General features: G+C 74.1%; 23 protein-coding genes. 12 read left to right on the top strand and 11 right to left on the bottom strand.

From position 1 onward, the window contains the following. The first annotated feature begins 21 nt into the window (after nucleotides 1-21). From Ae150APs1_RS14420 to hppD, 5 genes are all read left to right on the top strand, one after another. Nucleotides 22-984, top strand: a complete 963-nt coding sequence (locus Ae150APs1_RS14420; RefSeq protein ID WP_075298124.1) for an MBL fold metallo-hydrolase — start codon at nucleotides 22-24, stop codon at nucleotides 982-984. A 2-nt stretch (nucleotides 985-986) separates the two neighbouring features. Beyond that, entirely contained in the window at nucleotides 987-2,681 is a 1,695-nt protein-coding gene (locus tag Ae150APs1_RS14415) for an FAD-dependent monooxygenase (RefSeq protein ID WP_075298122.1), read from the top strand. After that, nucleotides 2,656-3,855 carry a cupin domain-containing protein gene (locus Ae150APs1_RS14410; RefSeq protein WP_075298120.1) on the top strand — a complete coding sequence of 400 codons (1,200 nt, stop codon included), beginning with the start codon at nucleotides 2,656-2,658 and terminating at the stop codon, nucleotides 3,853-3,855. The genes Ae150APs1_RS14415 and Ae150APs1_RS14410 overlap by 26 nt, the downstream gene beginning before the upstream one ends. A 221-nt stretch (nucleotides 3,856-4,076) precedes the next feature. Further along, on the top strand, nucleotides 4,077-5,069 hold the full coding sequence (locus Ae150APs1_RS14405; RefSeq protein ID WP_212567210.1) for a Glu/Leu/Phe/Val dehydrogenase dimerization domain-containing protein: 993 nt from the start codon (nucleotides 4,077-4,079) through the stop codon (nucleotides 5,067-5,069). After that, nucleotides 5,066-6,262, top strand: a complete 1,197-nt coding sequence (gene hppD / locus Ae150APs1_RS14400; protein ID WP_075298118.1) for a 4-hydroxyphenylpyruvate dioxygenase — start codon at nucleotides 5,066-5,068, stop codon at nucleotides 6,260-6,262. Before Ae150APs1_RS14405 ends, hppD begins: the two co-directional genes overlap by 4 nt. Before the next feature lie 2 nt (nucleotides 6,263-6,264). Here hppD and Ae150APs1_RS14395 read toward each other — a convergent pair whose 3' ends face one another. The 3 genes from Ae150APs1_RS14395 to Ae150APs1_RS14385 all read right to left on the bottom strand — a co-directional run bounded on the left by Ae150APs1_RS14395 (nucleotide 6,265) and on the right by Ae150APs1_RS14385 (nucleotide 9,312). Beyond that, entirely contained in the window at nucleotides 6,265-7,662 is a 1,398-nt protein-coding gene (locus tag Ae150APs1_RS14395) for an amidase (RefSeq protein WP_075298116.1), read from the bottom strand. Between the two features lie 84 nt (nucleotides 7,663-7,746). Next, complete coding sequence (locus tag Ae150APs1_RS14390; protein ID WP_139316912.1) at nucleotides 7,747-8,592, bottom strand: hypothetical protein; 846 nt, start codon at nucleotides 8,590-8,592, stop codon at nucleotides 7,747-7,749. A 99-nt stretch (nucleotides 8,593-8,691) separates the two neighbouring features. After that, the gene (locus tag Ae150APs1_RS14385) at nucleotides 8,692-9,312 is read right to left on the bottom strand and encodes a VTT domain-containing protein (protein ID WP_075298112.1); all 621 of its coding nucleotides are present in this window, start codon (nucleotides 9,310-9,312) and stop codon (nucleotides 8,692-8,694) included. A 220-nt stretch (nucleotides 9,313-9,532) separates the two neighbouring features. On the opposite strand from Ae150APs1_RS14385, the gene Ae150APs1_RS32060 reads away from it, so the two are divergent. Further along, entirely contained in the window at nucleotides 9,533-9,673 is a 141-nt protein-coding gene (locus Ae150APs1_RS32060; RefSeq protein WP_010239639.1) for a hypothetical protein, read from the top strand. A 12-nt stretch (nucleotides 9,674-9,685) separates the two neighbouring features. Here Ae150APs1_RS32060 and Ae150APs1_RS14380 read toward each other — a convergent pair whose 3' ends face one another. Then, a complete protein-coding gene (locus tag Ae150APs1_RS14380; RefSeq protein WP_075298110.1) occupies nucleotides 9,686-11,080 on the bottom strand; it encodes a helix-turn-helix domain-containing protein in 1,395 nt (464 codons plus the stop codon). 202 nt (nucleotides 11,081-11,282) lie between these two features. Between Ae150APs1_RS14380 and Ae150APs1_RS14375 the strand changes: the two genes are divergently transcribed. The 3 genes from Ae150APs1_RS14375 to Ae150APs1_RS14365 are packed head-to-tail and all read left to right on the top strand — an operon-like array spanning nucleotide 11,283 to nucleotide 14,046. Then, nucleotides 11,283-12,296: an amidohydrolase family protein gene (locus Ae150APs1_RS14375; protein WP_060574649.1), complete on the top strand. Its 1,014-nt coding sequence runs from the start codon at nucleotides 11,283-11,285 to the stop codon at nucleotides 12,294-12,296. Continuing rightward, the gene (locus Ae150APs1_RS14370; protein WP_075298108.1) at nucleotides 12,296-13,024 is read left to right on the top strand and encodes an iron-sulfur cluster assembly protein; all 729 of its coding nucleotides are present in this window, start codon (nucleotides 12,296-12,298) and stop codon (nucleotides 13,022-13,024) included. Before Ae150APs1_RS14375 ends, Ae150APs1_RS14370 begins: the two co-directional genes overlap by 1 nt. Next, nucleotides 13,021-14,046 carry an NAD(P)-dependent alcohol dehydrogenase gene (locus Ae150APs1_RS14365; RefSeq protein WP_075298106.1) on the top strand — a complete coding sequence of 342 codons (1,026 nt, stop codon included), beginning with the start codon at nucleotides 13,021-13,023 and terminating at the stop codon, nucleotides 14,044-14,046. The genes Ae150APs1_RS14370 and Ae150APs1_RS14365 overlap by 4 nt, the downstream gene beginning before the upstream one ends. 68 nt (nucleotides 14,047-14,114) lie before the next feature. Here Ae150APs1_RS14365 and Ae150APs1_RS14360 read toward each other — a convergent pair whose 3' ends face one another. Next, a complete protein-coding gene (locus tag Ae150APs1_RS14360) occupies nucleotides 14,115-15,260 on the bottom strand; it encodes a glycerol dehydrogenase (protein WP_010234358.1) in 1,146 nt (381 codons plus the stop codon). An 82-nt stretch (nucleotides 15,261-15,342) separates the two neighbouring features. After that, nucleotides 15,343-15,807 carry a MarR family winged helix-turn-helix transcriptional regulator gene (locus Ae150APs1_RS14355; RefSeq protein WP_075298104.1) on the bottom strand — a complete coding sequence of 155 codons (465 nt, stop codon included), beginning with the start codon at nucleotides 15,805-15,807 and terminating at the stop codon, nucleotides 15,343-15,345. A 100-nt stretch (nucleotides 15,808-15,907) separates the two neighbouring features. Between Ae150APs1_RS14355 and Ae150APs1_RS14350 the strand changes: the two genes are divergently transcribed. Both Ae150APs1_RS14350 and Ae150APs1_RS14345 read left to right on the top strand, forming a co-directional pair. Continuing rightward, nucleotides 15,908-17,005 (top strand): LLM class flavin-dependent oxidoreductase, encoded by a 1,098-nt coding sequence (locus Ae150APs1_RS14350; protein ID WP_010234363.1) that lies wholly within the window; start codon nucleotides 15,908-15,910, stop codon nucleotides 17,003-17,005. Between the two features lie 120 nt (nucleotides 17,006-17,125). Next, nucleotides 17,126-17,620 (top strand): VOC family protein, encoded by a 495-nt coding sequence (locus tag Ae150APs1_RS14345; RefSeq protein WP_139316911.1) that lies wholly within the window; start codon nucleotides 17,126-17,128, stop codon nucleotides 17,618-17,620. A gap of 9 nt (nucleotides 17,621-17,629) precedes the next feature. On the opposite strand, the gene Ae150APs1_RS14340 is transcribed toward Ae150APs1_RS14345, so the two are convergent. After that, nucleotides 17,630-18,214: a hypothetical protein gene (locus Ae150APs1_RS14340; protein WP_060722391.1), complete on the bottom strand. Its 585-nt coding sequence runs from the start codon at nucleotides 18,212-18,214 to the stop codon at nucleotides 17,630-17,632. Between the two features lie 109 nt (nucleotides 18,215-18,323). Between Ae150APs1_RS14340 and Ae150APs1_RS14335 the strand changes: the two genes are divergently transcribed. Further along, nucleotides 18,324-19,166 (top strand): alpha/beta hydrolase, encoded by an 843-nt coding sequence (locus Ae150APs1_RS14335; RefSeq protein WP_075298100.1) that lies wholly within the window; start codon nucleotides 18,324-18,326, stop codon nucleotides 19,164-19,166. A gap of 40 nt (nucleotides 19,167-19,206) precedes the next feature. Here the strand turns inward: Ae150APs1_RS14335 and Ae150APs1_RS14330 are convergent, their stop codons facing one another. The 4 genes from Ae150APs1_RS14330 to Ae150APs1_RS14315 form a co-directional block, all read right to left on the bottom strand. After that, nucleotides 19,207-19,863 (bottom strand): maleylpyruvate isomerase family mycothiol-dependent enzyme, encoded by a 657-nt coding sequence (locus Ae150APs1_RS14330; protein WP_075298098.1) that lies wholly within the window; start codon nucleotides 19,861-19,863, stop codon nucleotides 19,207-19,209. Nucleotides 19,864-19,935: 72 nt separating this feature from the next. Beyond that, on the bottom strand, nucleotides 19,936-21,048 hold the full coding sequence (locus tag Ae150APs1_RS14325; protein ID WP_075298096.1) for a hypothetical protein: 1,113 nt from the start codon (nucleotides 21,046-21,048) through the stop codon (nucleotides 19,936-19,938). A gap of 132 nt (nucleotides 21,049-21,180) precedes the next feature. Next, nucleotides 21,181-22,164 carry an NAD(P)-dependent oxidoreductase gene (locus Ae150APs1_RS14320; RefSeq protein WP_075298094.1) on the bottom strand — a complete coding sequence of 328 codons (984 nt, stop codon included), beginning with the start codon at nucleotides 22,162-22,164 and terminating at the stop codon, nucleotides 21,181-21,183. A 9-nt stretch (nucleotides 22,165-22,173) separates the two neighbouring features. After that, entirely contained in the window at nucleotides 22,174-23,961 is a 1,788-nt protein-coding gene (locus Ae150APs1_RS14315) for a choline/carnitine O-acyltransferase (RefSeq protein WP_075298092.1), read from the bottom strand. Between the last annotated feature and the right edge of the window lie 2 nt (nucleotides 23,962-23,963).

Genomic DNA, 23,963 nt, shown 5'->3' with positions numbered 1-23,963 from the left:
TCGTCCCGGAGGGTCCCCGCCATGGCCAAGCCGTTCGCCTCGTCCGCCGACACCGCGGCCAAGGAGCAGACCCTCGAGGTGCTCGCCGACGGCGTCTACGCCCTGACCGCCGAGGGCGACCCGAACATCGGCGCGATCGAGGGCGAGGACTTCCTGGTCTGCTTCGAGGCCCTCGCGACCCCGGTGGCCGCCCGGAAGTGGCTGGAGCGGCTGCGGGAGCACACCCGCAAACCGGTCCGCTACCTGGTGCTCTCACACTACCACGCGGTCCGCGTGCTGGGGGCGAGCGCGTTCGACGCGGAGACGATCGTCGCCCACGAGACCACCGCGGCACTCGTCGCGGAGCGGGGTCTGGAGGACTGGGAGTCGGAGTTCGCCCGGATGCCGCGGCTGGCCGAGTCCGCCGACTCGGTCCCCGGGCTGACCTGGCCGACGCTCACCTTCGCCGACCGCCTCACCATCGACCTGGGCGGCGACCGCGGCGAGCTCGTGCTCGCCCACCACGGGCGCGGGCACACCGAGGGCGACATCACCGCCTGGCTGCCCCGGCAGCGGATCCTGTTCGCCGGTGACCTCGTCGAGGCCCAGGCCGCGCTCTACACCGGCGACGCGTTCCACCGGGAGTGGGCGGCGGGCACGCTGGACGCGGTGGCGGCGCTCGGCGCCGAGCAGCTCGTCGGCGGGCGCGGCGCGGTGAGCCGCGGCCGGTCCGAGGTCGACGCCGCGATCGCCCAGACCCGGCACTTCCTGCAGGTCATGATCGACGAGGTCGGCGCGGTGCAGCGGCGCGGAGGCACGCTCCGGCAGGCGTTCGAGGCCACCCACGCCGCCCTCGTCGACGACTACGGGCACTGGCCGATCTTCGAGCACTGCCTGCCCTTCGACGTCTCCCGGCTCTGGGACGAGCTCGCCGGGATCGAGCGTCCGGTGATCTGGACGGCCGAACGCGACCGGGAGGTCTGGGCGCAGCTGCAGGAGTCCTGACCGTGTGGCGGCACGAGCCTGTCGTCGTGGTCGGTGCGGGTCCGGTCGGCCAGACGACGGCGCTGCTGCTCGCCCGCTGGGGTGTCCCGTCGGTCGTGCTGGACCGGCGGCCCGGGCGCGACGCCGTCGGCTCCCGGGCGATCTGCCAGCACCGCGACGTCCTCGACGTGTGGGAGTCGGTCGGGGCGGGCCGCCGGATCGCCGACGCCGGCGTCACCTGGACCACCGCACGGACCTACCACCGCGGGCGCGAGCTGTTCGCCCAGACCTTCAGCTCCCCCGGACGGTCGCCCTTCCCGCCGTTCGTCAACGTGTCGCAGTGCCGCACCGAGCAGGAGCTCGACCGCTGCATCGCCGCGGAACCCCTGGTCGACGTGCGGTGGGACGCGCCCGTCACCGCGGTCACGCAGACCGCGGACGGGGTCGCGGTCCGCGCGGGCGGTGCGGAGGTCCGCGGCTCGTACGCCGTCGTGTGCGCGGGGGCCCGCAGCGACGATCTGCGCCGGCAGCTCGGGGTGTCCTTCGACGGCCACAGCTTCGACGACCGCTTCCTGATCTGCGACGTGCGCGCCGACCTGCCGCACCGGGCCGACGAGCGGCACTTCCACTTCGACCCGGAGTGGAACCCCGGCCGCCAGGTGCTCGTGCACCCGTGCCCCGACTCGACGTTCCGCATCGACTGGCAGGTCCCGGCCGGGTACGACCTCGCCGCCGAGACCGCCTCCGGCGCGCTCGACGCCCGCATCCGGCAGGTCGTGGGCGACGTCCCGTACGAGCTGGTGTGGTCGTCGGTGTACCGCTTCCACTCGCGCGTCGCGGACCGGATGCGGTGCGGCCGGGTGCTGCTGGCCGGGGACGCCGCGCACCTGGTGTCGCCGTTCGGGGCGCGCGGGTTGAACTCCGGGGTCGCCGACGCCGAGAACGCCGCCTGGAAGATCGCCTGGGCGGGGTTCGGCCGGGCGCCCGCGGAGCTGCTGGAGAGCTACCACGACGAGCGGCACGCCGCGGCCGTCGAGAACGTCGCGGTGACGACGGCGACGATGGACTTCCTCGTCCCACCCGATCCCGGCCGGGCCCGGCACCGCGCCGACGTGCTGGCCCGGGCCGCGACCGATCCGGAGGCCCGCGCGCTCGTCGACTCCGGACGGCTGTCCGAGCCGTTCTGGTACGTCGGCTCGCCGCTGACCACCGCGGACCGCTCCCGCCCGTTCGCCGGACGCCCGCCGCGCGGGCAGGTGCCGCCCGCCGGCCCGGGGATCCTGGTCCCCGACGCCCCGGTGACCCTGCCCGACGGCACGACGACGCGGCTGCGCGCGCTGGCCCGGGACGGGTTCCTGCTGCTCACCGCGCCCGGCGCCGACACCGGAGCCGCCACGGCGGCAGCTGCCGCCGCACCCGGCCCGGCCACGACCCTGCCGATCACACCGGCGTCACCACCGTCGGGCAGCACACTGCGGCCCGCCGCAGGGCCGGAACGTGCATCCCGGCCGGGGGCCGCGGGGGAGCACGCCGACCTCACCGGTGTGCTCGGTGCCCGGCCCGGCGAGGTGTGGGTCGTCCGCCCGGACGCGCACGTCGCCGCCGTCCTCCACCGGCCGACCCGCGACGACCTCGCGGCCGCACTCGCCCGCGCCACCGCGCGGGCCGCCCCCTCAGGAGAGGAGCACTCCGATGGCGTACTACCGCAGCGTCGGTGACGTCCCGCCGAAGCGGCACACCCAGCACCGCCGGCCCGACGGGGGCCTGTATGCGGAGGAGTTGATGGGGGAGGAGGGGTTCTCCTCGGACTCGTCGTTGCTCTATCACCGCGGGGTGCCCTCGGCGATCGTGGACGCGTCGCCGTGGGAGCTGCCCGACCAGTCGTTGAGCGAGAACCGGCCCCTGGTCCCGCGGCACCTGCGGTTGCACTCGCTGGGCGCGCAGGACTGGAAGGCGGTGGACGCGGTGACGGGGCGGCGGCTGGTGCTGGGCAACGCCGACGTGCGGATCTGCTATGTCGTCGCCGGTGAGGCGAGTCCGCTGTATCGCAATGCGGTGGGCGACGAGTGCGTCTACGTCGAGTCGGGTGCGGCGGTGGTGGAGACGGTGTTCGGCACGCTGCGGGCCGGCGCGGGGGACTACGTGGTACTCCCGCGGGCGACGACGCACCGGTGGGTCCCGGAGGGATCCGAGCCGCTGCGGCTGTACGCGATCGAGGCGAGTTCGCACATCGCGCCGCCGAAGCGGTATCTGTCGCGGTTCGGGCAGTTGCTGGAGCATGCGCCGTACTGCGAGCGGGATCTGCACGGCCCGGTGGAGCCGTTGCTGGTCGAGGGCACCGATGTGGAGGTGCTGGTCAAGCACCGCGGGGGCGGGTCCGGGATCACCGGGACCCGGTACGTGGTGCCGGATCACCCGTTCGACGTGGTCGGGTGGGACGGGTGTCTGTATCCGTACACGTTCGACGTGGCCGATTTCGAGCCGGTGACGGGGCGGGTGCATCAGCCGCCGCCGGTGCATCAGGTGTTCGAGGGCGGGAACTTCGTGGTGTGCAATTTCGTGCCGCGTAAGGTCGACTATCACCCGTTGGCGGTGCCGGTGCTGTACTACCACTCCAATGTGGATTCCGATGAGGTGATGTTCTACTGCGGCGGGGACTACGAGGCGCGGAAGGGTTCGGGGATCGGGCTGGGGTCGGTCTCGTTGCATCCGGGTGGGCACAGCCACGGTCCGCAGCCGGGTGCGGTGGAGCGGGCGTTGGGGGCGGAGTTCTTCGACGAGTTGGCGGTCATGGTCGATACGTTCCGTCCGCTGGCGCTGGGTGAGGGTGGGATCGCGGCGGAGGACCCGGGTTACGCCTGGACCTGGGCCGGTCGCGGGCCGCCGTCGTGACGCCGGTCTCCTGGGCGATCCGGCCAGCAGTCGGCCGCCGCATCCTCGTGGATCTGGCCGGATCGACCAGCTCGTGATGGGCCGGTTGCGCAGGTAGGGCCGCCGGGAGTGTCCTCGTTGCACATCAGCGACGAGTGAGACGAGGCGTGGCATGGCTCTGCCGGAGTGGGACGGCGAACTGACCTCGGTGCGGCACGACCCGGAGACGGGGGGCGTGGTTCGTGATCGGGGTGCACTCCACGCGGCTCGGCCCGGCCTCCGGCGGCACCCGCGCGATGGTCTACGCCGATGTCGACGCCGCCGTCGCCGACGCCCGCCGGCTCGCCGGCGCGATGACGCTGAAGATGGCCGCCGCCGGGCTGCCGATGGGTGGCGGCAAGTCGGTGATCGCCCTGCCCGCCCCGCGCGCGTCGCTCGGGGACGCCGGCTGGCGCCGGATCCTGGAGCTCCACGCGGCCAACCTGAACCTGCTCGGCGGCAACTACACGACCGGCCCGGACGTCGGCACCGGCTCCGCCGACATGGACACCCTGCGGGCGCTGACCCCGCACGCCTTCGGCCGCTCCGTCGCCGCGGGCGGCCCCGGGTCCAGCGCCCCGACGACGGCGCTCGGCGTGTTCGCCGCCGTCACCGCCGCGGTCGACGAGGCGGGCCTGGACGGGCTCGACGGGCTGCGCGTGCTCGTCCAGGGCCTCGGCGCCGTCGGCGCGGACGTGGCCCGGCTCGCCGCCGACGCCGGCGCGAAGCTGATCGTCACCGACGTCGACCCGGACCGCTGCGCCGCCGCGGCGGACGCGTTCGGCGCCGAGGTGATCGGCACCGCCGACGTGCTGACCCGCGAGTGCGACGTGCTCGTCCCGTGCGCGACCGGCGGGCTCCTGTCCACCGCGACCGCGGCCACGGTGCCGCGCGCGGTCGTCGCCGGTGCGGCGAACAACCTGCTCGCCGACGACGGCGCCGCCGAGGTGCTGCGCCGCCGCGGCATCACCTACGCGCCCGACTTCGTCGCGAACGCGGGCGGCGCGATCCACCTGGTCGGCCGCGAGGTCCTCGGCTGGGGCGCCGAGCGGGTCGCCGAGCGCACCCGGGCGATCGGCGACACCCTCGCCGCCGTCTTCACCGACGCCCGCGAGCACGGCGTCACCACCGTCGCGGCGGCCGAGCGGGTCGCCGCACGCACCCTGTCGAACGGCATCGAGGGAGTACAGCGATGAACATCCTCACCGACTCCGAGAAGCTCGCCGAGCTCGACGCCGAGTCGCTGCACCGCCTCGTCGGCCTGGTCGAGCACGACGCGGCCCGCGACCCGTTCCCCGTCACCGGCTGGGACGCCGTCGTCTGGGCCGTCGGCAACGCCACCCAGGCCGCGCTGCTGTACCAGGCCGTCTACGGCATGGAGCTCGTCGCCTACTCGGGCCCGGAGACCGGCAACCGCGACCACCACGCCTACGTGCTGCGCTCCGGCGCCGTCCGCTTCGAGCTGCGCGGCGCCGTCGACCCGGACAGCCCCGTCGCCGACCACCACCGCGTCCACGGCGACGGGATCGTCGACATCGCGCTCGAGGTCCCCGACGTCGACCGCTGCATCGCCCACGCCCGCGCCCAGGGCGCGACCGTCCTGGCCGAGCCGCACGACGCGACCGACGAGCACGGCACCGTGCGGACCGCCGCGATCGCCACCTACGGCGACACCCGGCACACGCTGGTCGACCGCAGCCGCTACACCGGCCCGTACCTGCCTGGCTATGTCGCCCGCAGCTCCACGGCGGTCCGCCCCGACGGGGCACCGAAGCGGCTCTTCCAGGCCCTCGACCACGTCGTCGGGAACGTCGAGCTCGGCCGGATGGACGAGTGGGTGGAGTTCTACCGCCGGATCATGGGCTTCACGAACATGGCGGAGTTCGTCGGCGACGACATCGCCACCGAGTACTCCGCGCTGATGAGCAAGGTCGTCGCCAGCGGCAACCACCGGGTCAAGTTCCCGCTGAACGAGCCCTCGCCGGGCCGGCGGAGGTCGCAGATCGACGAGTACCTCGACTTCCACCGCGGCCCCGGCGCCCAGCACCTCGCGCTGGCGACCAACGACATCCTCACCACCGTCGACGTGCTGCGGGCCCGGGGCGTCGAGTTCCTCGCCACCCCCGCGGCCTACTACGAGGACCCGGAGCTGCGGGCCCGGATCGGGGAGGTCCGCGTCCCGATCTCCGAGCTCCAGTCGCGCGGGATCCTGGTCGACCGCGACGAGGACGGCTACCTGCTGCAGATCTTCACCAAGCCGGTCGGGGACCGGCCCACGGTGTTCTTCGAGCTCATCGAGCGGCACGGCTCGCTCGGCTTCGGCAAGGACAACTTCAAGGCACTCTTCGAGGCGATCGAGCGCGAGCAGGAGCGCCGCGGGAACGTCTGACGTCAGTCCTGGATCCGGCGCCACGGCCGGTCGGCCTCCAGCGCGAAGGCCAGCTCCAGCAGGGTGCGCTCGTCGCCGAGCGCCGTCGACAGGTGCACCCCGACCGGCAGCCCGTTGCCGGCGGCGCCGCCGGGCAGCGAGATCGCCGGGGCGCCGGCGACGTTGCACAGCGGGGTGAACGCGACGTAGTCGAGCAGCCGGGCCCGCAGGTCGTCGAACGGGACGCGCGGGCTGAGCCACCCGATCTCCGGAGGCGTGTGGGCGAGCACCGGAGACAGCAGCACGTCGTGCCGGGTGAACAGCTCGGCGTAGGTCCGCTCGACGCGGCGCAGCCGGTGCAGGAACACCGGGGTGCGGGCCATGACGTGCCGGTAGTGGTCGGCGAGGCCGTGGGTGAGGGCGTCGAGCCGGTCCGGGTCGAACGTGCGCCCGTGCAGCCAGCGCCCGCCGGTGACCACGGAGAACGCGAGCAGCCCCCAGTAGTCGAGGAAGTCGTCGACGAACCGCTGCCCGACCCCGGTCGTCGTCCCCGAGACCTCGTGGCCCTGCTTGCCGAGCAGCTCGGCGACCTCGGCGAGGCGGGTGCGGGTGTCCTCGTCGACGGTCGCGCCGGTCGGGGAGTCGAGCACCAGGCCGATCCGCAGCCGTCGCCGGGCGGGGCCCTCGACCAGCCCGACCGGGGGCAGCGAGGGGTTGCGACGGTGCCGGTCGGCCGCGGCGAGGAAGGTGGCGGTGTCACGCACCGAGCGGGAGACGACGCCGTCGGTGACCAGGTCGATCGGCATCCGCGCGCCGTTCGCGCTCTGGGCGATCCGCCCCCGCGACGGCTTGAGCCCGACCAGCCCGCAGGCCGCGGCCGGGATCCGGATGGACCCGCCGCCGTCGTTGGCGTGGGCGATCGGCACCACGCCCGCGGCGACCAGGGCGGCCGACCCGCCCGACGACGCCCCGGCCGAGTAGCGCGGGTCCCACGGGTTGCGGGTGGGCTCGGCGTCGGCGAACTCGGTGGAGGCGTTCAGCCCGTACTCGGGCATCCGGCTCACCCCGACGGCGTCCAGGCCGGTCGCCAGCAGCTGCCGGGTGACCTCGGAGTGCTCGCGGGAGGGCGTCGCCGTGTAGGCGGTCGTCCCGTTCGTCGACGGCCAGCCGCGGACCTCGGTGTTGTCCTTGACCAGCGTCGGGACGCCCGCGAGCGGCCCTCCCGCGGAGCCCGTCACCGGCTCGGCGGTCCGGTCCAGCGCCAGGCCGTGCAGCTCCGGTTCCACCCGCGCCACCCGTGCGGCGACGGCGGCGCGGAGCTCGGCCGGGGAGACCTCGCCGCGGCGGACGCGGTCGGCCAGGCCCACCGCGTCGTCGTCGCCCAGCGCGTCGTCGGAGAACGCGTGCACCCGTCGGCTCATGCCCTCAGATCATGCTCGCCGGGGTGGGGACGGTGGAGCGGACCCGCCGCGGGGCCCCGCGTCCGGGCGACCGGGGCGCGGGAGTCAGCCGTCCCAACCGCAGATCTCGCCGGTGGCGGCATTGCGGGTCGGCTCGCTGGGGTCGGACGGGATCTCGGTGCCGTGCGGGCAGGGCTTCAGTCCGTGCGCACCGACGGTGCCGTCGTACGTCACTCCGCGCCCGGTCGCCGGATCGGTGCACGGGTAGCCCTCGGACGGCTGGTCGATCGAGCCCCCGGTGCAGTCGGTCGGCGCAGCCCACGTCTCCTCGACAGCCGAGGTGGTCGGCGTGGAGGTCCCGGCCGCGGACGTCTCCCCGGTGTCCTCGATCCACGGGCCGGCGATCGACAACAGCCCGGCGCCCGTGCCGGCGCCGAGCGAGGACCAGCCGAACTCGACGTCGGTACCGTCCGCGGACCACGTGTACGTGGTTCCGTCGTGGACGGGGGTGGTCCGCAGCGCGGCGAGAACGTCGTTCCGGATCGCTGCGTTGGCCAGGTGTTGCTCAGTGGCGATCCAGTCGTCCGACCCGGCGGCGGAGTACGCGGCGTGGACAGGATCGAGGTCACCGGCGTCCATGGCCGTGTAGACGATTCGGACCGACTTCGCGATGTCGGCTGGGAGTGGCGTGCCGTCGCCGTCGACGAGAACCGGCCCGGGGACCGCTTGTGCCGGGGTCGCCACCGGATCGGCCGGCACGGACACCGGCGTCGCGATCGGTACGACGGAGCGGCGGCCCGTCTCGTAGGCCAGCACAGCGGTCGACCCCAATAGGGCGACGAGGACCGCCATCGCGGCCACGACTCGGAGCCCGAGATGCGGGACCGTGGGCCGGGCGTGCCGTGCCGCGGCAGGACGGGACCAGGCGGGGTGGTGTTGCGGAACGCTCACGACGGCTCCCGACGGGTGTGGACGACTGGTCCTTCCGTCGCATCGGGGCTCGCCCGTGTGAACGCACCCGAGGCGGGATCCCCAGGATTGTGGAGCGGGTCAGCGGACGCGGACCCGCTGCTTCGACGACGTCATCCGGGTGACCGCGACCCGCCCGAGCACCAGCGCGATCCCGACGGCGAGCCCGCCGACGAGCAGCAGCCAGGGGCGGGACTCCAGGTCGGCGGCCAGCCGGTCCCCGGCCGCGTACCCGATCCCGACCAGGACCGCGGTCCGCGCGGCCGCCAGCGGCACGATCCAGGTGAGGAACCGCCGGTACCCGACGTTCGCGAGGCCGGCGGCGAGGTAGGCGGGGATCGCGCCGATGTCGACGAGCTTCGCGCCGAGCACGATCCGCGGCAGGTGGGTGCGGACCTCGCGGGTGAGCGCCGCGCGGCGGGCGTCGGTCAGCCCGAGCCGGGTGAGCACGCGTGCGACGCGCGGCCGCTCGCCGTGCCGGCCGAGCGCGTAGAGCACCGTGTCGCCGAGGACGTCGGCGGCGAGGGCGGCCACCCACACGCCCCACCAGGGCAGCTGCCCGGCCCCGGCCAGTGCCGCCGCGGCGCCCGTGACGACCGGGCCCTCGAGGAAGGCGCCGATGGCGATCACGAGGAGTGACCGGACGGGTGCAGCCGGGACGGCGGCCAGCAGTGCGGCCACGGCGTCCGTCAGCCCGGTCACTCGAGACCTCCGATCAGGTGCGTTCCGATCATGGTGCCCTGTCCGGTCGGGCGCCCGGACGCCGCCCCGCTCCACGGGGCCCGCGTCCTGGCACGCCGTCGCCGTCACCAGGTGTGACGTCCGGGAGGCCGCCGGGGTTCCCGACAGGCCGACACGATCGGGTCACGTTCCCCGCGCAACGGTCCCGACGCGCCGCGCGGCGAGCGGGCATGCTGGGGACGTGGTCTGGATCCAGCTGCTCCTCGCAGCGCTCGTCCTCGCCGGTGGCGTCGCGCTGCTGACCGTCGGCGCGCTGGTCACCGGCGGGATCGTCGCCCTGCTCGGCGGGGTGTGGGTGGGCTCCTGCGTGCGCCGGCTCTGACCGGGCCGCTGCTCAGCGGGGCAGCGCGATCCCGTAGCGCTGGACGCGGCGGTACGCCGTCGCCCGGCTGATCCCGAGCGTCTCGGCGGCCCGGGTGACGCTCATGCCGTGCTCGGTCAGGCAGCGCACGAGCTCGTCGCGCTCCAGGGACTCGATCTTCGTGAGCGACCCGGAGCGGGTGGCCAGCAGCTCCGGCGGGAGGTGCCGCACGTCGACGACGGTGCTGCGCGCTGCCGCGTCGCGGACCGTCCGGCGGAGCTGCTCGACGTTCCCCGGCCAGGAGTAGGTGCGCAGCGCACGGGCGGCGGCGTCGGTGAAGGTCACGCCGTCGCGGACGAGGTGGCGGGCGAGCGGCATGACGTCCTCGCCGCGGTGGCGCAGCGCCGGGACCTCCACGACGACGTCGAGCAGCCGGGCCAGCGGATCGGGCACCCCGTCGACGGTGCCCGCGGTCAGGCTCAGCGCCGCGTGCGGCAGCGACCGGACCAGCGCCGCCAGCCGGGTCGCGACGGGGCCGGGCAGCTCGTGCACCCGGCCCGCGATCACCGCGGTGTCCGGTTTCCCCAGCTCCGGGGACCACAGCGACAGCCAGGACACGGCGTCCGCGGCGGCCGGCGGGCGGGCGTGCAGCACCCGGTGCCGTGGCCGCACCGAGCGCAGCGCCGTGGCGAGGAGAGCCGCCTTGCCCGCGCCGGGCTCACCGACGACACCGACCCGGGCGCCGTCACGCAGGGCGGTCGCGGCCTCGGCGACCGCGTGCTGCCAGTTCTCCGACAGCCCGGCGACGGCTCCGGCCGACGCCTGCGGGGCGACCCGGAACACCTCGCCGCGCGGTGCGGGCCGGGGGCTGGCGCCCCGGCCGCGGGCCAGCATCAGCGCCGAGGTCTGCCCGGCGGCGGTGCGGGCCAGGGCGAGGAGGAGCTGGTCCGAGCGCTGCGACCAGGTGGTGAGGTTGATCGAGCCGAGCAGGTCGCCGTCCACCGGGTCGAGGACGGGTGCGGCGGCGCACGTGTAGCCCCACAGGCCGGTGCAGTAGTGCTCGTCGCCGCGCACCAGCGACGGGACCCGGTCGGCCAGGGCGAGACCGAGCCCGTTGGTGCCCGCCTCCCGCTCGCCGAACGCGAAACCGGGTGCCAGATAGGTCTGGTCGAGCGCGCGGATCAGCGCCTGCTCGTCGCACAGCCGGGAGACGACGATGCCGTCGGCGTCGGTCAGCATCAGGCTGATCGGCTCCCCGGGGAGCCCCTCGTGGAGCCCGGCGAGCACCTCGCTGCCGCAGCGTGCGAACAGCGAGTCGTCGTCGACCCCGCCGGTGAAGGCCGGGCTGACGGCCTCGGTCGGCGCGCCGTAGGTCTCGCTGCGAGTCCAGGACGCCGAGATGCGTGCGGGGGCCAGGGCCTGCGCCATCACGTACCTCCTCGTACGGCCTGCTGTCGGTCACGCTGTCACAAGCTGTACTCCCGTGCGTCACCGTCTCGTCTCAGGTTGAGACGGCGATCACGCCAACCGGCTCTGTGCCGTTCCTACCGTCGGCCCACGACGCGGGACCCCACCGGCCCGCGCCAGTCGCGGGGTGCCCACCACCTCGCCGCGACCCGAGAGGACGACGATGTACTCGAAGAACGGTGAGTCCTACTTCATCGTGGACGCCCACGTGGCGCTGTGGGACGCGCGCCCGGAGAACCAGCGCAACATCCACGGCAAGCAGTTCATCGACTGCTTCTACGACTACCACCGCAACCTCAGCCCGGAGTCCGAGGTCTGGTCCTACGAGGACTACCTCTACCAGGGCGGCGACCGGCTGATGAAGGACCTGTTCGACGACGGCCACGTCGACCACGCGATCTTCCAGCCCGCCCACCTGGGCGAGTTCTACAACAACGGGTTCGGCCAGACCGAGGAGGCGTTCGCCCTCGCGCAGGCGCACCCGGACAAGCTGACCTACAACCACAACTGGGACCCGCGCAACGGCGAACAGGGCCTGCGGCAGCTCCGGGAGGACGCGAAGCGCTTCGGTCTGAAGGGCGCGAAGCTCTACACCGCGGAGTGGCACGGCGAGTCCCGCGGCTGGAAGCTCGACGACTACTGGTCGTACAAGTACCTGGAGACGGCCCAGGAACTGGGCGTCCGCAACATCCACATCCACAAGGGCCCGACGATCCGCCCGCTGGACCGCGACGCGTTCGACGTCGCCGACGTGGACAAGGTCGCCACCGACTTCACCGAGATGAACTTCGTCATCGAGCACTGCGGCCTGCCGCGGCTCGAGGACTTCTGCTGGATCGCCACCCAGGAGCCGAACGTGCACGCCGGCCTGGCCGTCGCGATCCCCTTCATGCACACCCGGCCGAAGTACTTCGCGCAGATCATCGGCGAGCTCCTGTACTGGCTCGACGAGAACCGCATCCAGTTCTCCAGCGACTACGCGATCTGGACCCCGCGCTGGCTGGTCGAGCGGTTCGTCGACTTCCAGATCCCCGAGGAGCTGAGCGAGTACGCGCCGCTGACCACCGACCAGAAGAAGAAGATCCTCGGGCTGAACGCGGCCGCGATGTACGACATCCCGGTCCCGGCCGAGCTGCAGCTCCCCATCGAGGAGCCGCAGGCCGTGGCGGTGGCCTGATGAGCGCCCCCGCCCTGACCCGGCCCGGGACGCGCCGTGACGAGGCGTGGCACGCGCTGGACGCCGTCGTCGACCCGGAGCTCGACGAGCCGATCACCGACCTGGAGTTCGTCCGATCCCTGGAGGTCGACGGCGACCGGGTCGTGGTGCACCTGCGGCTCCCGACGGCGTTCTGCGCCCCGAACTTCGCCTACCTGATGTGCTCGGACGCGAAGGACGTGCTCGCCGACCTGGACTGGACCGGCGAGGTCGTGGTGGAGCTCGACGACCACCACGACTCCGACTTGATCAACGCCGGGTTGGCCGCGGACGCCGGGTACCGCGGCACGTTCCGGCACGAGGCCGACTCCGACCTCGACGAGCTGCGGGCCACCTTCCAGCGGAAGGCACACGCCGCCGCGATGGAGCGGTCGCTGACCGGGCTGTTGCGCGCCGACCCGGACCGGACGCCCGAGTCGCTCTTCGGTGTGACCCTCGGCGACCTGCCGGACGGCCCCGTCACCGAGGCACTGCTGCGGCGGCGGGCGACCGTCGGGCTCGGGACGGACCCGGCGCTGCCGGTGCTCGTCGGGCACGACGGCGTCCCGTACCCGGCCGAGCAGGTCCCGCTGAAGCTGCGGATGGCCCGCTCGCAGCGCATCTCGATCGAGGGCAACGCGCACTTCTGCCGGGGCCTGCTGCGCACCCGGTACCCGGAGTCCACCGCACCGAAGGAGTACGAGACGTGAAGGCTGTCCAGGTCGTCGGGTACCACCGACCGCTGGAGATGACGGAGGTCCCGGTACCGGAGGTCGCCGGGCCGCACGACGTGATCGTCAAGATCGGCGGCGCCGGGGTCTGCCGGACCGACCTGCACGTCCTCGAAGGGCAGTGGGCGGAGAAGTCGCAGGTCACGCTGCCGTACACGATCGGCCACGAGAACGCGGGCTGGGTGTCGGCGGTCGGCTCGGCCGTGACGAACGTGGCCGAGGGCGACACCGTGATCGTGCACCCGCTCGCCACCTGCGGGCTGTGCCGGGCCTGCCGGTCCGGCGACGACGTCCACTGCACGGCCTCGGACTTCCCGGGCATCGACACCCACGGCGGCTACGCCGAGTACCTGCGCACCTCGGCTCGCTCGGTGGTGAAGCTGGACCCGTCGCTGCAGCCGGCCGACGTCGCCGCGCTCGCCGACGCCGGGCTGACGGCGTACCACGCGGCGGCCAAGGCGTCCCGGCGGCTGGGACCGCGCGACACCTGCGTGGTGATCGGCGCCGGCGGGCTCGGGCACATCGGGATCCAGGTGCTCAAGGCGCTGACGCCGGCCCGTCTCGTCGTGCTCGACCGGAACCCGGACGCGCTCAAGCTGGCCCAGTCGATCGGCGCGGACACCGGGATCGTCGCCGACGGGTCGCACGTCGACGAGGTGCTGTCGCTGACCGGCGGCGACGGCGCCGAGTCCGTGATCGACTTCGTGGGTGAGGGGGGCTCGACCTCCGAGGGCCTGCGGATGACGAAGCGGGCCGGGGACTACCACGTCGTCGGCTACGGCGAGAACGTCGACGTGCCGACGATCGACCTGGTCTCGGCCGAGGTGAACGTGATCGGCAACCTGGTCGGGTCGTACAACGACCTGCAGGACCTCATGGCGCTCGCCGCCCGCGGGCTGGTCACGCTGCACACCACGCAGTACGCCCTCGACGACTTCCAGGCGGCGATCGACGACCTCGACGCCGGCCGGGTCCGGGGCCGGGCGATCCTCGTCCCCTGACCACCGGGCCGTGACCCACGGTCGTCCGGCGTGCCGTCGGAGGACCGTGGGTCGGGGTGCTGCCGGTATCAGTGTGCGGCGGCGTACGGCACCGGGGCGGGCAGCTTCGCGTCCTCCCGGACGCGGGTCGCGAACCGGTCGATCGAGGCCAGCGCGGCCGCCACGTCGTCGGCGAGCACCTCGAACGGCATCGAGTGGATCGTCTCGCCCTCGGCCGACGCGGCCCGCGCCACGGCCCGGACGGACTCGGCGTCGTCGGACCGGATGCCGACCTCGGCCAGTGTGGTCGGCAGGCCCACCGAGGTCGTGAACTCGATGAATTCGCGCAGGTCGGCCGGGTCCGCCCCCTCCAGGACGAGCTGTGCCACCGACCCGAGGTTGACCTTCTGGCCGTGCGCGAGGCCGTGCGTCGCGGGCACCGCGGTCAGGCCGTTGTGGATCGCGTGGGCGGCGGCGAGCCCGCCGGACTCGAATCCGAGCCCGGACAGCAGGGTGTTCGCCTCGATCACCTTCTCGACCGCGGGCGTCACCTGGTGGTCGCGGACGGCGTCGACCGCGGGCAGCGCGTTCTCCCAGAGCACGTCCCAGCTGAGCTTCGCCAGCGCCGTGCCGGTCACCGTCGGCAGGCCGCCCGCCATCGTGTTCGAGCCCGAGCGCGACGTCGCGCGGGCCTCGAGCCAGGTCGCCAGCGCGTCCCCGACGCCCGCGATCAGGAACTCGGCGGGCGCGTTCGCCACCACCTGCGAGTCGACCAGGACGAGATCGGGGTTGCGCGGGAAGAAGCGGTACTCGTCGAACTCGCCGTCCTCGGTGTAGATCACCGAGAGGGCGCTGCACGGAGCGTCGGTCGAGGCCACGGTCGGCGCGTTCGCCCACCGGATGCCGGCCAGGTACCCGGCGGCCTTGACCGTGTCGATCGTGCTGCCACCGCCGACGGCGACGACGACGTCGGCGCCCGCGTCCTGGATCTCGCCGACCAGGCGGTCCACCGCGGCCGCGCTCGGCGCGCCGCTGAACGGGCGACGGTCGACCGGGAGCCCGGCCGCCTTGAGAGAGGTCTCGACGTCGTGACCGACGAACCCCCACACCATGTCGTCAGCCACCAGCAGCGGCTGCGACCCGAGCGGAGCGAGGTACTCGCCGAGGCGGTGGATGGCCCCGCTGCCCTGCACGTACCGGCCAGGGCTGATCATCGTGCGCATCGTCCGGTCCATGGTTCTCCTTCCACCGCGGGTGTCTCCCGTGGTGGCACCGCACGGTAGGCCTCGAGGTCCGGGTGGGCAGCCGCCGTTCATCTCAGCCTGAGACGCCCCGTTCGCCGAGGCGCCCCAGCACCGCGGCCGAGACGCGGGCGAGCGCGTCGACGTCGCCGGCGGGCAGGGCGTCGAACACCAGCTCCCGCACGGTCTCGACGTGCCCGGGGGCCGACCGCTCGATCGCGTCCCGCCCCTCGGCGGTGAGCACGACGATGTTGCCGCGGCCGTCGTCGTCGCACTCCTCGCGGGTGATGAGGCCGCGCTTCTGCATCCGGGACAGGTGGTGCGACAGCCTGCTCTTCTCCCACTCCAGCAGCGTCGCGAGCTCCAGGACCCGGCACCGCTCGTCCGGGCGGTCGGTCAGCGCGACGAGCACGTCGAAGTCGGAGAGGGAGAGCCCGGAGTCGGCCTGCAACCGCCGGTGGAGCTCGGCCTGCAGCCGGGACTGCATCCGGAGGTAGGTCCGCCAGGTCGTCTGTTCGTGCTCGTCCAGCCACCGTGTCACGGGGACCACGGTACCGGAATAGTTGACGCATCATCTATGTTGGCGCAGGATGTAGATGACGGATCAACCAACGGGCCGTCGACGAGCAGAGGGAGCAGTCGTGCAGTTCGGAGTCTTCACGGTCAGCGACGTCACGCCGGACCCGACGACGGGCCGCACGCCGACCGAGGCGCAGCGGATCAAGGACGTCGTCACCATCGCGCGGCACGCGGAGGAGGTCGGGCTCGACGTCTTCGCGCTCGGCGAGCACCACAACCCGCCGTTCTTCTCGTCGTCGCCGACGACCACGCTCGCGCACATCGCCGCCCTGACCGAGCGGTTGCAGCTGTCCACGTCCACGACGCTGATCACCACCAACGACCCGGTGAAGATCGCCGAGGACTACGCGATGCTGCAGCACCTGGCCGACGGCCGGGTCGACCTCATGCTCGGCCGCGGCAACACCGGCCCGGTCTACCCCTGGTTCGGGCAGGACATTCGGCAGGGACTGAACCTGGCCGTCGAGAACTACGCGCTGCTGCGGAAGCTCTGGGACACCGAGGTCGTCGACTGGGAGGGCCGGTTCCGCACCCCGCTCCAGGGCTTCACCTCGACCCCGCGCCCGCTCGACGGCGTCGCGCCGTTCGTGTGGCACGGGTCGATCCGCAGCCCCGAGATCGCGGAGCAGGCCGCCTACTACGGCGACGGCTTCTTCCACAACCACATCTTCTGGCCGGCCGAGCACACCCGGCGGATGGTCGAGTTCTACCGCAAGCGCTGGGAGCACCACGGCCACGGACCGGCCGAGAAGGCGGTCGTCGGGCTCGGCGGCCAGGTGTTCATGCGGAAGAACTCGCAGGACGCGGTGGACGAGTTCCGGCCGTACTTCGACAACGCCCCGGTCTACGGGCACGGGCCCTCGCTGGAGGACTTCACCCGGCAGACGCCGCTGACCGTCGGCAGCCCGCAGCAGGTGATCGAGCGGACCCTCGGGTTCCGTGACTACGTCGGCGACTACCAGCGCCAGCTGTTCCTGGTCGACCACGCGGGCCTGCCGCTGAAGACCGTGCTGGAGCAGCTCGACATCCTCGGCGAGGAGGTCGTCCCGGTGCTCCGGAAGGAGTTCGACGCGCTGCGCCCGGCCGGTGTGCCGGACGCGCCGACCCACGCGTCCCTGGTCGCCGCCCGGGACGCCGGCACGGAGCAGGAGGCCGCCTGACGGCCCCGCAGGACCGGCCGGGCGGACGGCCGACGCCGTCGCCACCCGCCCGGCGGTCGCGCGGACCGACGAGTTCGACGACGTTCCCGACCTCACCGCACTGCTGAAGGGATGACGACCATGAGCACCGACACCACCGCCCTCGACGCCGAGCGCGACCGGATCCGCGAGTCCCACCTGAAGCCGCAGGCCGAGCGACCGGCCTCGACCGCCCGCGGCCTGCACCACACCGCGCTCGTGTCGAGCGACGTCGAGCGGACCGTGCGCTTCTACCAGGACGTCCTCGGGTTCCCGCTCACCGAGCTGATCGAGAACCGGGACTACCCGGGCTCGTCGCACTTCTTCTTCGACATCGGCAACGGGAACCTGCTGGCGTTCTTCGACTTCCCGGGTCTCGACGTCGGGCCCTACGCCGAGGTGCTCGGCGGGCTGCACCACATTGCGATCAGCGTGGAGCCCTCCGTCTGGGGCTCGATCGTCGCCCGGCTCAGCGAGGCCGGCGTCGAGCACGAGGTGCACTCCGGCGTCTCGGTGTACTTCCGGGACCCCGACGGCGCCCGGGTCGAGCTGATCGCCGACCCGCTGGGGGAGATGTACGGCCACCACGTGCTGTGACCGGCGGGGCTACCGCCGGACGCTGACGTGCACGTGGTCGTAGTGCCCGCCGGTGGCGTCCTCGGGGTCGTAGACCCCGCCGCCGTTGTACGGCCGGCCCCAGTTCTCCCGGCCCTCGCCGGAGTCGCCGGTCCCGCGGTACCAGATCCGGCCCTGCCAGATCACGTACCGGACCCGCAGCTCGGAGGCGTTGTCGCGGAGCCAGTTCGCGACGGCCCAGCCGTCGTCGAGGTCCTGGCCCGCCGGGAAGTCGCCGTAGGCGGCGGGGAAGAAGTCGCAGGCCCGCCCACCCGGGTGGTCGCTCGACGGGTTCCACGCGTGCTCGGACCAGCAGGTCACCGCCCGCACCGGTGCGTCCGGACCGGGCTCGCCGAACCGCTGCACCGTCGCGTCGTGCAGGCGCAGCGCGGTCGGGGTGAGGCAGCCCGACGTCGTCGGGTCGTCCTCCGAGCACTGCTCGGGAGGCGGCGGGTCGAGCATCTCCCACACGTCGCCGGTGGTGATGCCGCGGCTCGCGGCGAACCACACGAGGCCGCTGCCGAGCAGGGCGAGCACGAGGAGCACGCCCAGCACGGGGGCGACGCGGGTCTTCACGGGGTGGATCGTCCGTTCCGTCGGAGTCGGTCCCAGCGTACGGCGATGAGTACCGTCCGCGCCGACGGTCACGACCGCGACACCGCCGCCGCACACCCCGGGAGCCACCATGACCATCGCCGTGACGACCGACCTGCTCGACCGGCCCGGCGCGCGCATCGCGTTCGACGTCCGCGGCTCCGGGCCGCTCCTCGCACTCGTCGGCTCGCCGATGGGCGCGGACGGGTTCGCCGCGCTCGCCGACCGGATGGCCGCCGACCACACCGTGCTGACCCTCGACCAGCGCGGCACCGGTCGCAGCACGGCCGAGGACCCGGGCGCCGACTCGCCGGTCCCGCTGCGTGCGGCGGACCTGGCCGCACTGGTCGAGCACGTCGGGCGGGGCCCGGCGACGCTGCTCGGATCCAGCGGCGGTGCCGTCGTGTCGCTCGCGCTGGCCCAGGAACGGCCGGACCTGGTCACCGCCGTGGTCGCGCACGAGCCGCCGCTGGAGGAGCTGCTGCCCGACGTCGAGGCCCGCCGCGCCTCCACCGAGCGGACGGTCCGTGCCTACACCGAGGAGGGCCCCGCCGCGGCCTGGGCCCTGTTCCTCGCCGCGGTGGGCCTCCCCGCCGGCCCGCCGGAGGACCGTCCCGGCGGCGGCACCGGACTGCCCACCGCCGACGCCGCCGCTCCCGACCCGGACCGGACGGCCGCCGACGAACGGCACTTCTTCCTGCACGAGATGCGCGAGACGGTGCGCTGGGCACCGGACCTCGACGTGCTGCGTGGGCGCCGGGTCGCGGTCGGCATCGGCCTGACCTCCGACGGGCAGCTCTGCGACCTCACCTCCCGCGCGCTGGCGGCCGGGCTGGGATCGGACCCCGAGCGGTTCCCGGGTGGGCACGTCGGGTTCATGGAGGACCCGGGCGGGTTCGAGACGAGGCTGCGGGAGGTCCTGGCCGCGCTCTGACGGGCCGTTCGGCCGCGGGTGGTCCCGCCCGCGGCCGGGATCACCCGCCGAGCGTCGACTCGGCCGTCTCCCGTCCGGTCCCCGACAGCCCCGCCAGGCCGACGGCGCGGCCGGTGACGGCGAGCAGGAGGTCCGCCGCCGGCCCGTGCAGCTCCAGCGGACCGTCCCCGGCCGTCCAGTCCAGGTCGGTCGCGGCGAAGCGGACCGTCCGCAGCCGCCGTCGCACCCCGTAGAGCGGGCTGGACCAGGCGAACGTCAGCGCCGGGGCCAGCAGGCGCCGCGGCACCGGGTGGGTGCGGCCGAGCGGGCGCAGCGCGTCCTGGCCGTGCACGAGGAGATCGACGTAGGGGTCCCAGCGGTTGCTCAGCGGCAGCCGGTAGGTCGACGTCGCGCTCTCCCGCAACAGCTCCACCAGCTCGGCCGGGCCGTGGCGGGCGGCGCGGGCCTGGGTGCGGACGTCCTCGCCGCCGTCCGGTCCGCCGTGCCGCACCGCCGAGGCGATCCAGGCCCAGGTGTGCGGGAAGCCCGACTGCGAGACGTGGGCGACGACCTCGTGCACGGACCAGCCCGCGCACAGCGAGGGGGCGCCCCACTCGTCGCCGGTCAGGGTGGACAGGTCGTCGGCGAGGGCGATGCGTTCCTCGGCGATCGCGGAACGCAGCTCGTCCTGCGGGACGGTGCGGGGGTCGGTGCTCATACCGCTGTCGACCGGTGCCCCGGCCCGGACTCATCGGCCGGACCCGCCGGTCCGGCCTGGGACCTCGGCGGATCAGCCGCCGAAGGGCGACCCGCCGAACAGGGGCGACGAGCCCAGCGCCTCGCGCAGCTCCAGCCAGCTCAGCACCCCGTAGACCACCCCGGCCAGGAAGACCAGGCAGGACAGCGACACCAGCACGTAGGTGACGACCCGGAGGACGGTGAGGGCGGCCGGGTCCTTGGCGACCGTCGCCGCCGGTGCGGCCCCGCCTCCCCGGTCCTCGGTCGCCGGCCGGACCTGGCCCGGCGCCTGCGCGGGTCCGGACCGGCCGCCCGCGGCCTCCGCGGCCCCGGTGGGGCCGAAGCGCACCGCGGCTGCCTCGGCGACGGTCGACGGCCGCCGCCCGCCCTCGGCCGGGGCGCGCTGCGCGGGGACGGCGGCCGCGACCGTCCGGCCCTCGTCGTCGCGGTCGGCGACGGCCGTGGTCCCCGGGGTGCCGTAGGGGTCCGTCGCCCCGCCGGCCCGGTACCCGGGGTGGGTGCTCCCGTACCCGGGGTCGGCGGGCTCCGCCGCCCCGGACGGCGCGTGGGTGGGGGCGGGGGCCCCGGTGGGCGTGTCGAGCGGGCCGGCGGCGGAGGCCGTGTAGGGCGGGCCGCCGTCGATGGCGGTGCCGCCGCGCGAGGCGGAGTCGCCGTACTCGCCGTAGCCGGGGCGCCCCCCGTACCCGTACCCCTGCCCGTCGTCCGTCGCGGACCCGTCGTACCCGGAACCGGCGGTGTACCCGGTGGGCATCCCGTACCCGGCGGTCTCGTCGTAGGCCGGTGCCCGGCCCGGGGCCGGGGTGCCCTGGACGGGGGCGCCGTAGCCGTCGTAGCGCGCCGGTGCGGCGTACCCGCCCTCGTCCCGGGCCGGGGCCGTGCCGTACCCCGCCGGGTCGTCGATCACCGGCTGCGGGCCGGTGCCGCCGTAGAGGTCCTGGACCTCACCGGCCGGTGGCGTGCGGTCCACCGGCCGCGACGCCCGCAGGTCCGGGTAGCCGCCACCGTCCTCGTACCCGCCCTGGTAGGAGTTCTCCGGGAAGTCCCCGTCACGGCCGTGCCGCGCGCGGGGGGACGGCCGGGGGCCGCCGGAGTCGCCCCCTCCGCGCGGGGCGGGGCTGGGCCGGGACTGCTGCGGGCCGGTCATGGCGGACCTCCGGGCTTCGGTACGGCGGTTCAGCGAGCGGTGGCTCCCGCATGCTGCCGTCACCCTTACCGCCGTACACACCCGATGCGTTAGCCCCAGCGGCCCACAGTCACCTGGTCCGGTGAGCGGAAATCATCGGGTGTACACGCCGGTCGGCTCTGCGTGGTATCCCTTCGCCCCGACGGCGTCGGCGAGCGGGCTGCGTGGCGCGTGACCGTCACGGACCCGGCCGGCGACGGCCGCGGCGTCCCACACGGGGGACCAGCCGAGCTCGGCGACCGCCCGCGCCGGCGAGTAGACCCGGTCGACGGCCGGGACCGCCCACCCGCGCTCGCGCAGCAGCGCGTCCACCTCCGGCGCACGGCGGGCCAGCACCGCGGCCGGATCGGTCCCCAGCCCGGCGAGGTCGTCCCGCGTGAAGGGCGACGGCGCGCTGACTACGAAGCGGGCGAACCCGAGCTCCGGTGCCCGCCGCGCCGCAGCCAGGTGCGCGGACACCACGTCGGCGACGTCCACCCGGCGGTGACAGAACTCGACCAGCTTGAGTGCCGTGTCGTCGAAGCCGGCCCGGACGTCGTCGCGGTCGTCGGCCTCCGGGAAGAACCGCGACGTCCGCAGCACCACGACCGGCAGCCCCGGGTCCAGCGCGGCCAGCTCGCACAGCTCCTCGGCGGCGGTCTTCGTCGCGCCGTAGACGTTGCGCACCCGCGGGACGACGGCCTCGTCGATCCAGGTCGCCGGCCCGCCGGGGGACGGTGCCAGGGCCCGCCCGAACGCGCTGGTGGAGGACGTGAACACCACCCCGCGCACTCCGGCGGCGGCCGACTCCTCGAGCACCGCGAGGGTGCCGGACACGTTGGTGTCCACGAAGTCCTGCCTGCTGTGCGAGCCGACGTGCGGCTTGTGCAGCGTCGCGGTGTGCAGGACGTGCGTGACGCCGGTCAGCGCCCCGCGGACCGCGTCGCGGTCGGTCAGTGACGCGACGACGTCGGTCCACGGCGAGGGCCGCAGGTCCAGCCCGGTGACGGCGATCCCGTCGCCGCGCAGGACGCGGACCAGCGCCTCGCCGAGGTGTCCGGAACTGCCGGTGACGAGGAAGCGCTCCACACCGGACATCCTCCGCGATCAGGCAAGCAGGTTCCGCAGCTCGCCGACCGCCACCCGCAGCTCGCGGGCGAACGCGTGCATCCCGTCGGCCTGGTCCGCCGGTGTGGACAGGTGCACGTGGAACCGGTCCGGGAGCAGCACGTACGCCACGCCGATGCACCGCGAGCTCGTGGAGCCGAAGCCGAAGAACCGCACGTTCTCCGACGGCGTCGAGCTGGTCGACAGCCAGTCGTCGCGCATGATCGTCCAGCCGGGGGACGCGAAGACCTCCATCGGGCCGGTCGCCCCGAGCTCCGCGCCGCGGCGTCGCTGGATCCACTCCAGCTCCCACAGGTGCTGCTCGGGGGCGTCGCCCTGCTGGCACTGCTTCGCGCGCGCCCCGTGCGCCTCCGCGGCGAGACGGAACGCGGCCCGCCGGTCGTCGCCGGAGGCCTGCGGGTCCTGCATCGCGTCGACGAAGGCGACCATCTCGGGGGTGATCACCCGCATCGCCTCGGTGCGCCCGCGGCGGAACTGCCGGGTGGCGATCGACTCGTAGGTGGCGCCGGTGACGCCCTTCGCCCGGCGGTGGGCGACCTGGTAGGCGGCCTGCACGAAGGCGTCCGGCGAGCACTTCAGCGCCTTCGCGTCTTGCGCGCCGAAGTCGTCGAAGGCGACGAGCGTGGTCGCGGTGGCACCGAGGAAGGCGGCGAAGTCGTCGTGCGCGCGGCGGACGGTGGCGCGCAGGTCGTCGTCGAGGACGAACGTCAGCTCGGAGTGGGCGGGCGGGCCCTGCTCCCGCGCACCGGCACGGGCGGCGTGGGTCTCGACCGGGTCGGCGAACATCGCGTTCACCAGGGTCAGGACCGTCGTGCCGTCCAGCTCGCAGTGCTCGATGTTCACCCCGGCGGTGCCGTCGGCGAGCACGACGACCGACAGCGCCTTGTCGAACCACCGGTTGCCGGAGTCCCCGGCCAGCAGGGTCCTGGCGGCCGCGGTGTCGTCCGCCGGGACGTCGTCGTCGAGGCAGATCGCGAACAGCGCCCGCTCCACGAGATCGACGGCCTCGGCGTTGGCCGGGTCGAGCCCGGCCAGCCGGTCCCGGACGCCCGCCCACTCGGGGCGGGCCAGCGTGGTCAGCGAGCCGACCGCCTCGTCGAGCCCGGCGCGGCCGGGGTACGAGTCCCGGATCGCGCGCAGCCCGTCCGCGATCTCGGGGACGGTGTGCAGGTCGCCGCCGGGGCCGAACACGTCGAGCCGGTGGATCCGCCCCCGGCTGAACACGACGACGTGCCGCTCGGCCGACGGGCCCGGCCACGCGTCGGTGTGGGGGCTGCGGACGGTGTCCTGCGGGTCCCCGGGGATCCGGGTCGTGGAGAAGACGTGCCGGCTCTGGTCCATCGACTGTGGCACGCCGCGCGCGGTCAGCGGCGGGAACGTCCCGGCGTCCAGGTCGGCCTTGTGCCCGATCGCGGCCGTCGCGAGCTCGGCGGCCCGCTCGCACGGGTCGGCCGAGCCCGGTCCGAACTGGAAGAAGAAGTTCGCGTTGAGCGCGATCCGGTCCCGGCGGCCCAGGTAACGCGACGGCCAGAACTCGTCGAGCCAACTGTGCGCGGACGCGTCGAACCGCTCCAGGTCGGCCTGCAGCACCTCGGCGGTACCGCCCGGGACGAGCAGCTCCCGCGCGGCGGCCTCGGTGCGGGCGTACTCGTCCGGGGTGAGCAGCGGCGCGCACCACTCCAGAAACCGGTCCACCGAGGCGGCGAGCGTGGGCAGCGGCACCTTCGGCAGGTCGTCGTCGGCGGCGAAGGTCGTGGGCTGGGTCACGG

This window comes from Pseudonocardia sp. Ae150A_Ps1 (assembly GCF_001932315.1).
Lineage (GTDB): Bacteria > Actinomycetota > Actinomycetes > Mycobacteriales > Pseudonocardiaceae > Pseudonocardia.
This window is presented reverse-complemented; position numbering and strand designations above follow the sequence as displayed.

Excerpts from the sequence above, each read along its gene's own strand:
- Ae150APs1_RS14420 (WP_075298124.1), top strand. The coding sequence starts at position 22 with ATGGCCAAGCCGTTCGCCTCGTCCGCCGACACCGCGGCCAAGGAGCAG.
- Ae150APs1_RS14410 (WP_075298120.1), top strand. The coding sequence starts at position 2,656 with ATGGCGTACTACCGCAGCGTCGGTGACGTCCCGCCGAAGCGGCACACC.
- hppD (WP_075298118.1), top strand. The coding sequence starts at position 5,066 with ATGAACATCCTCACCGACTCCGAGAAGCTCGCCGAGCTCGACGCCGAG.
- Ae150APs1_RS14395 (WP_075298116.1), bottom strand. The coding sequence starts at position 7,662 with ATGAGCCGACGGGTGCACGCGTTCTCCGACGACGCGCTGGGCGACGAC.
- Ae150APs1_RS14380 (WP_075298110.1), bottom strand. The coding sequence starts at position 11,080 with ATGGCGCAGGCCCTGGCCCCCGCACGCATCTCGGCGTCCTGGACTCGC.
- Ae150APs1_RS14375 (WP_060574649.1), top strand. The coding sequence starts at position 11,283 with ATGTACTCGAAGAACGGTGAGTCCTACTTCATCGTGGACGCCCACGTG.
- Ae150APs1_RS14370 (WP_075298108.1), top strand. The coding sequence starts at position 12,296 with ATGAGCGCCCCCGCCCTGACCCGGCCCGGGACGCGCCGTGACGAGGCG.
- Ae150APs1_RS14360 (WP_010234358.1), bottom strand. The coding sequence starts at position 15,260 with ATGGACCGGACGATGCGCACGATGATCAGCCCTGGCCGGTACGTGCAG.
- Ae150APs1_RS14345 (WP_139316911.1), top strand. The coding sequence starts at position 17,126 with ATGAGCACCGACACCACCGCCCTCGACGCCGAGCGCGACCGGATCCGC.
- Ae150APs1_RS14335 (WP_075298100.1), top strand. The coding sequence starts at position 18,324 with ATGACCATCGCCGTGACGACCGACCTGCTCGACCGGCCCGGCGCGCGC.
- Ae150APs1_RS14330 (WP_075298098.1), bottom strand. The coding sequence starts at position 19,863 with ATGAGCACCGACCCCCGCACCGTCCCGCAGGACGAGCTGCGTTCCGCG.
- Ae150APs1_RS14325 (WP_075298096.1), bottom strand. The coding sequence starts at position 21,048 with ATGACCGGCCCGCAGCAGTCCCGGCCCAGCCCCGCCCCGCGCGGAGGG.
- Ae150APs1_RS14320 (WP_075298094.1), bottom strand. The coding sequence starts at position 22,164 with ATGTCCGGTGTGGAGCGCTTCCTCGTCACCGGCAGTTCCGGACACCTC.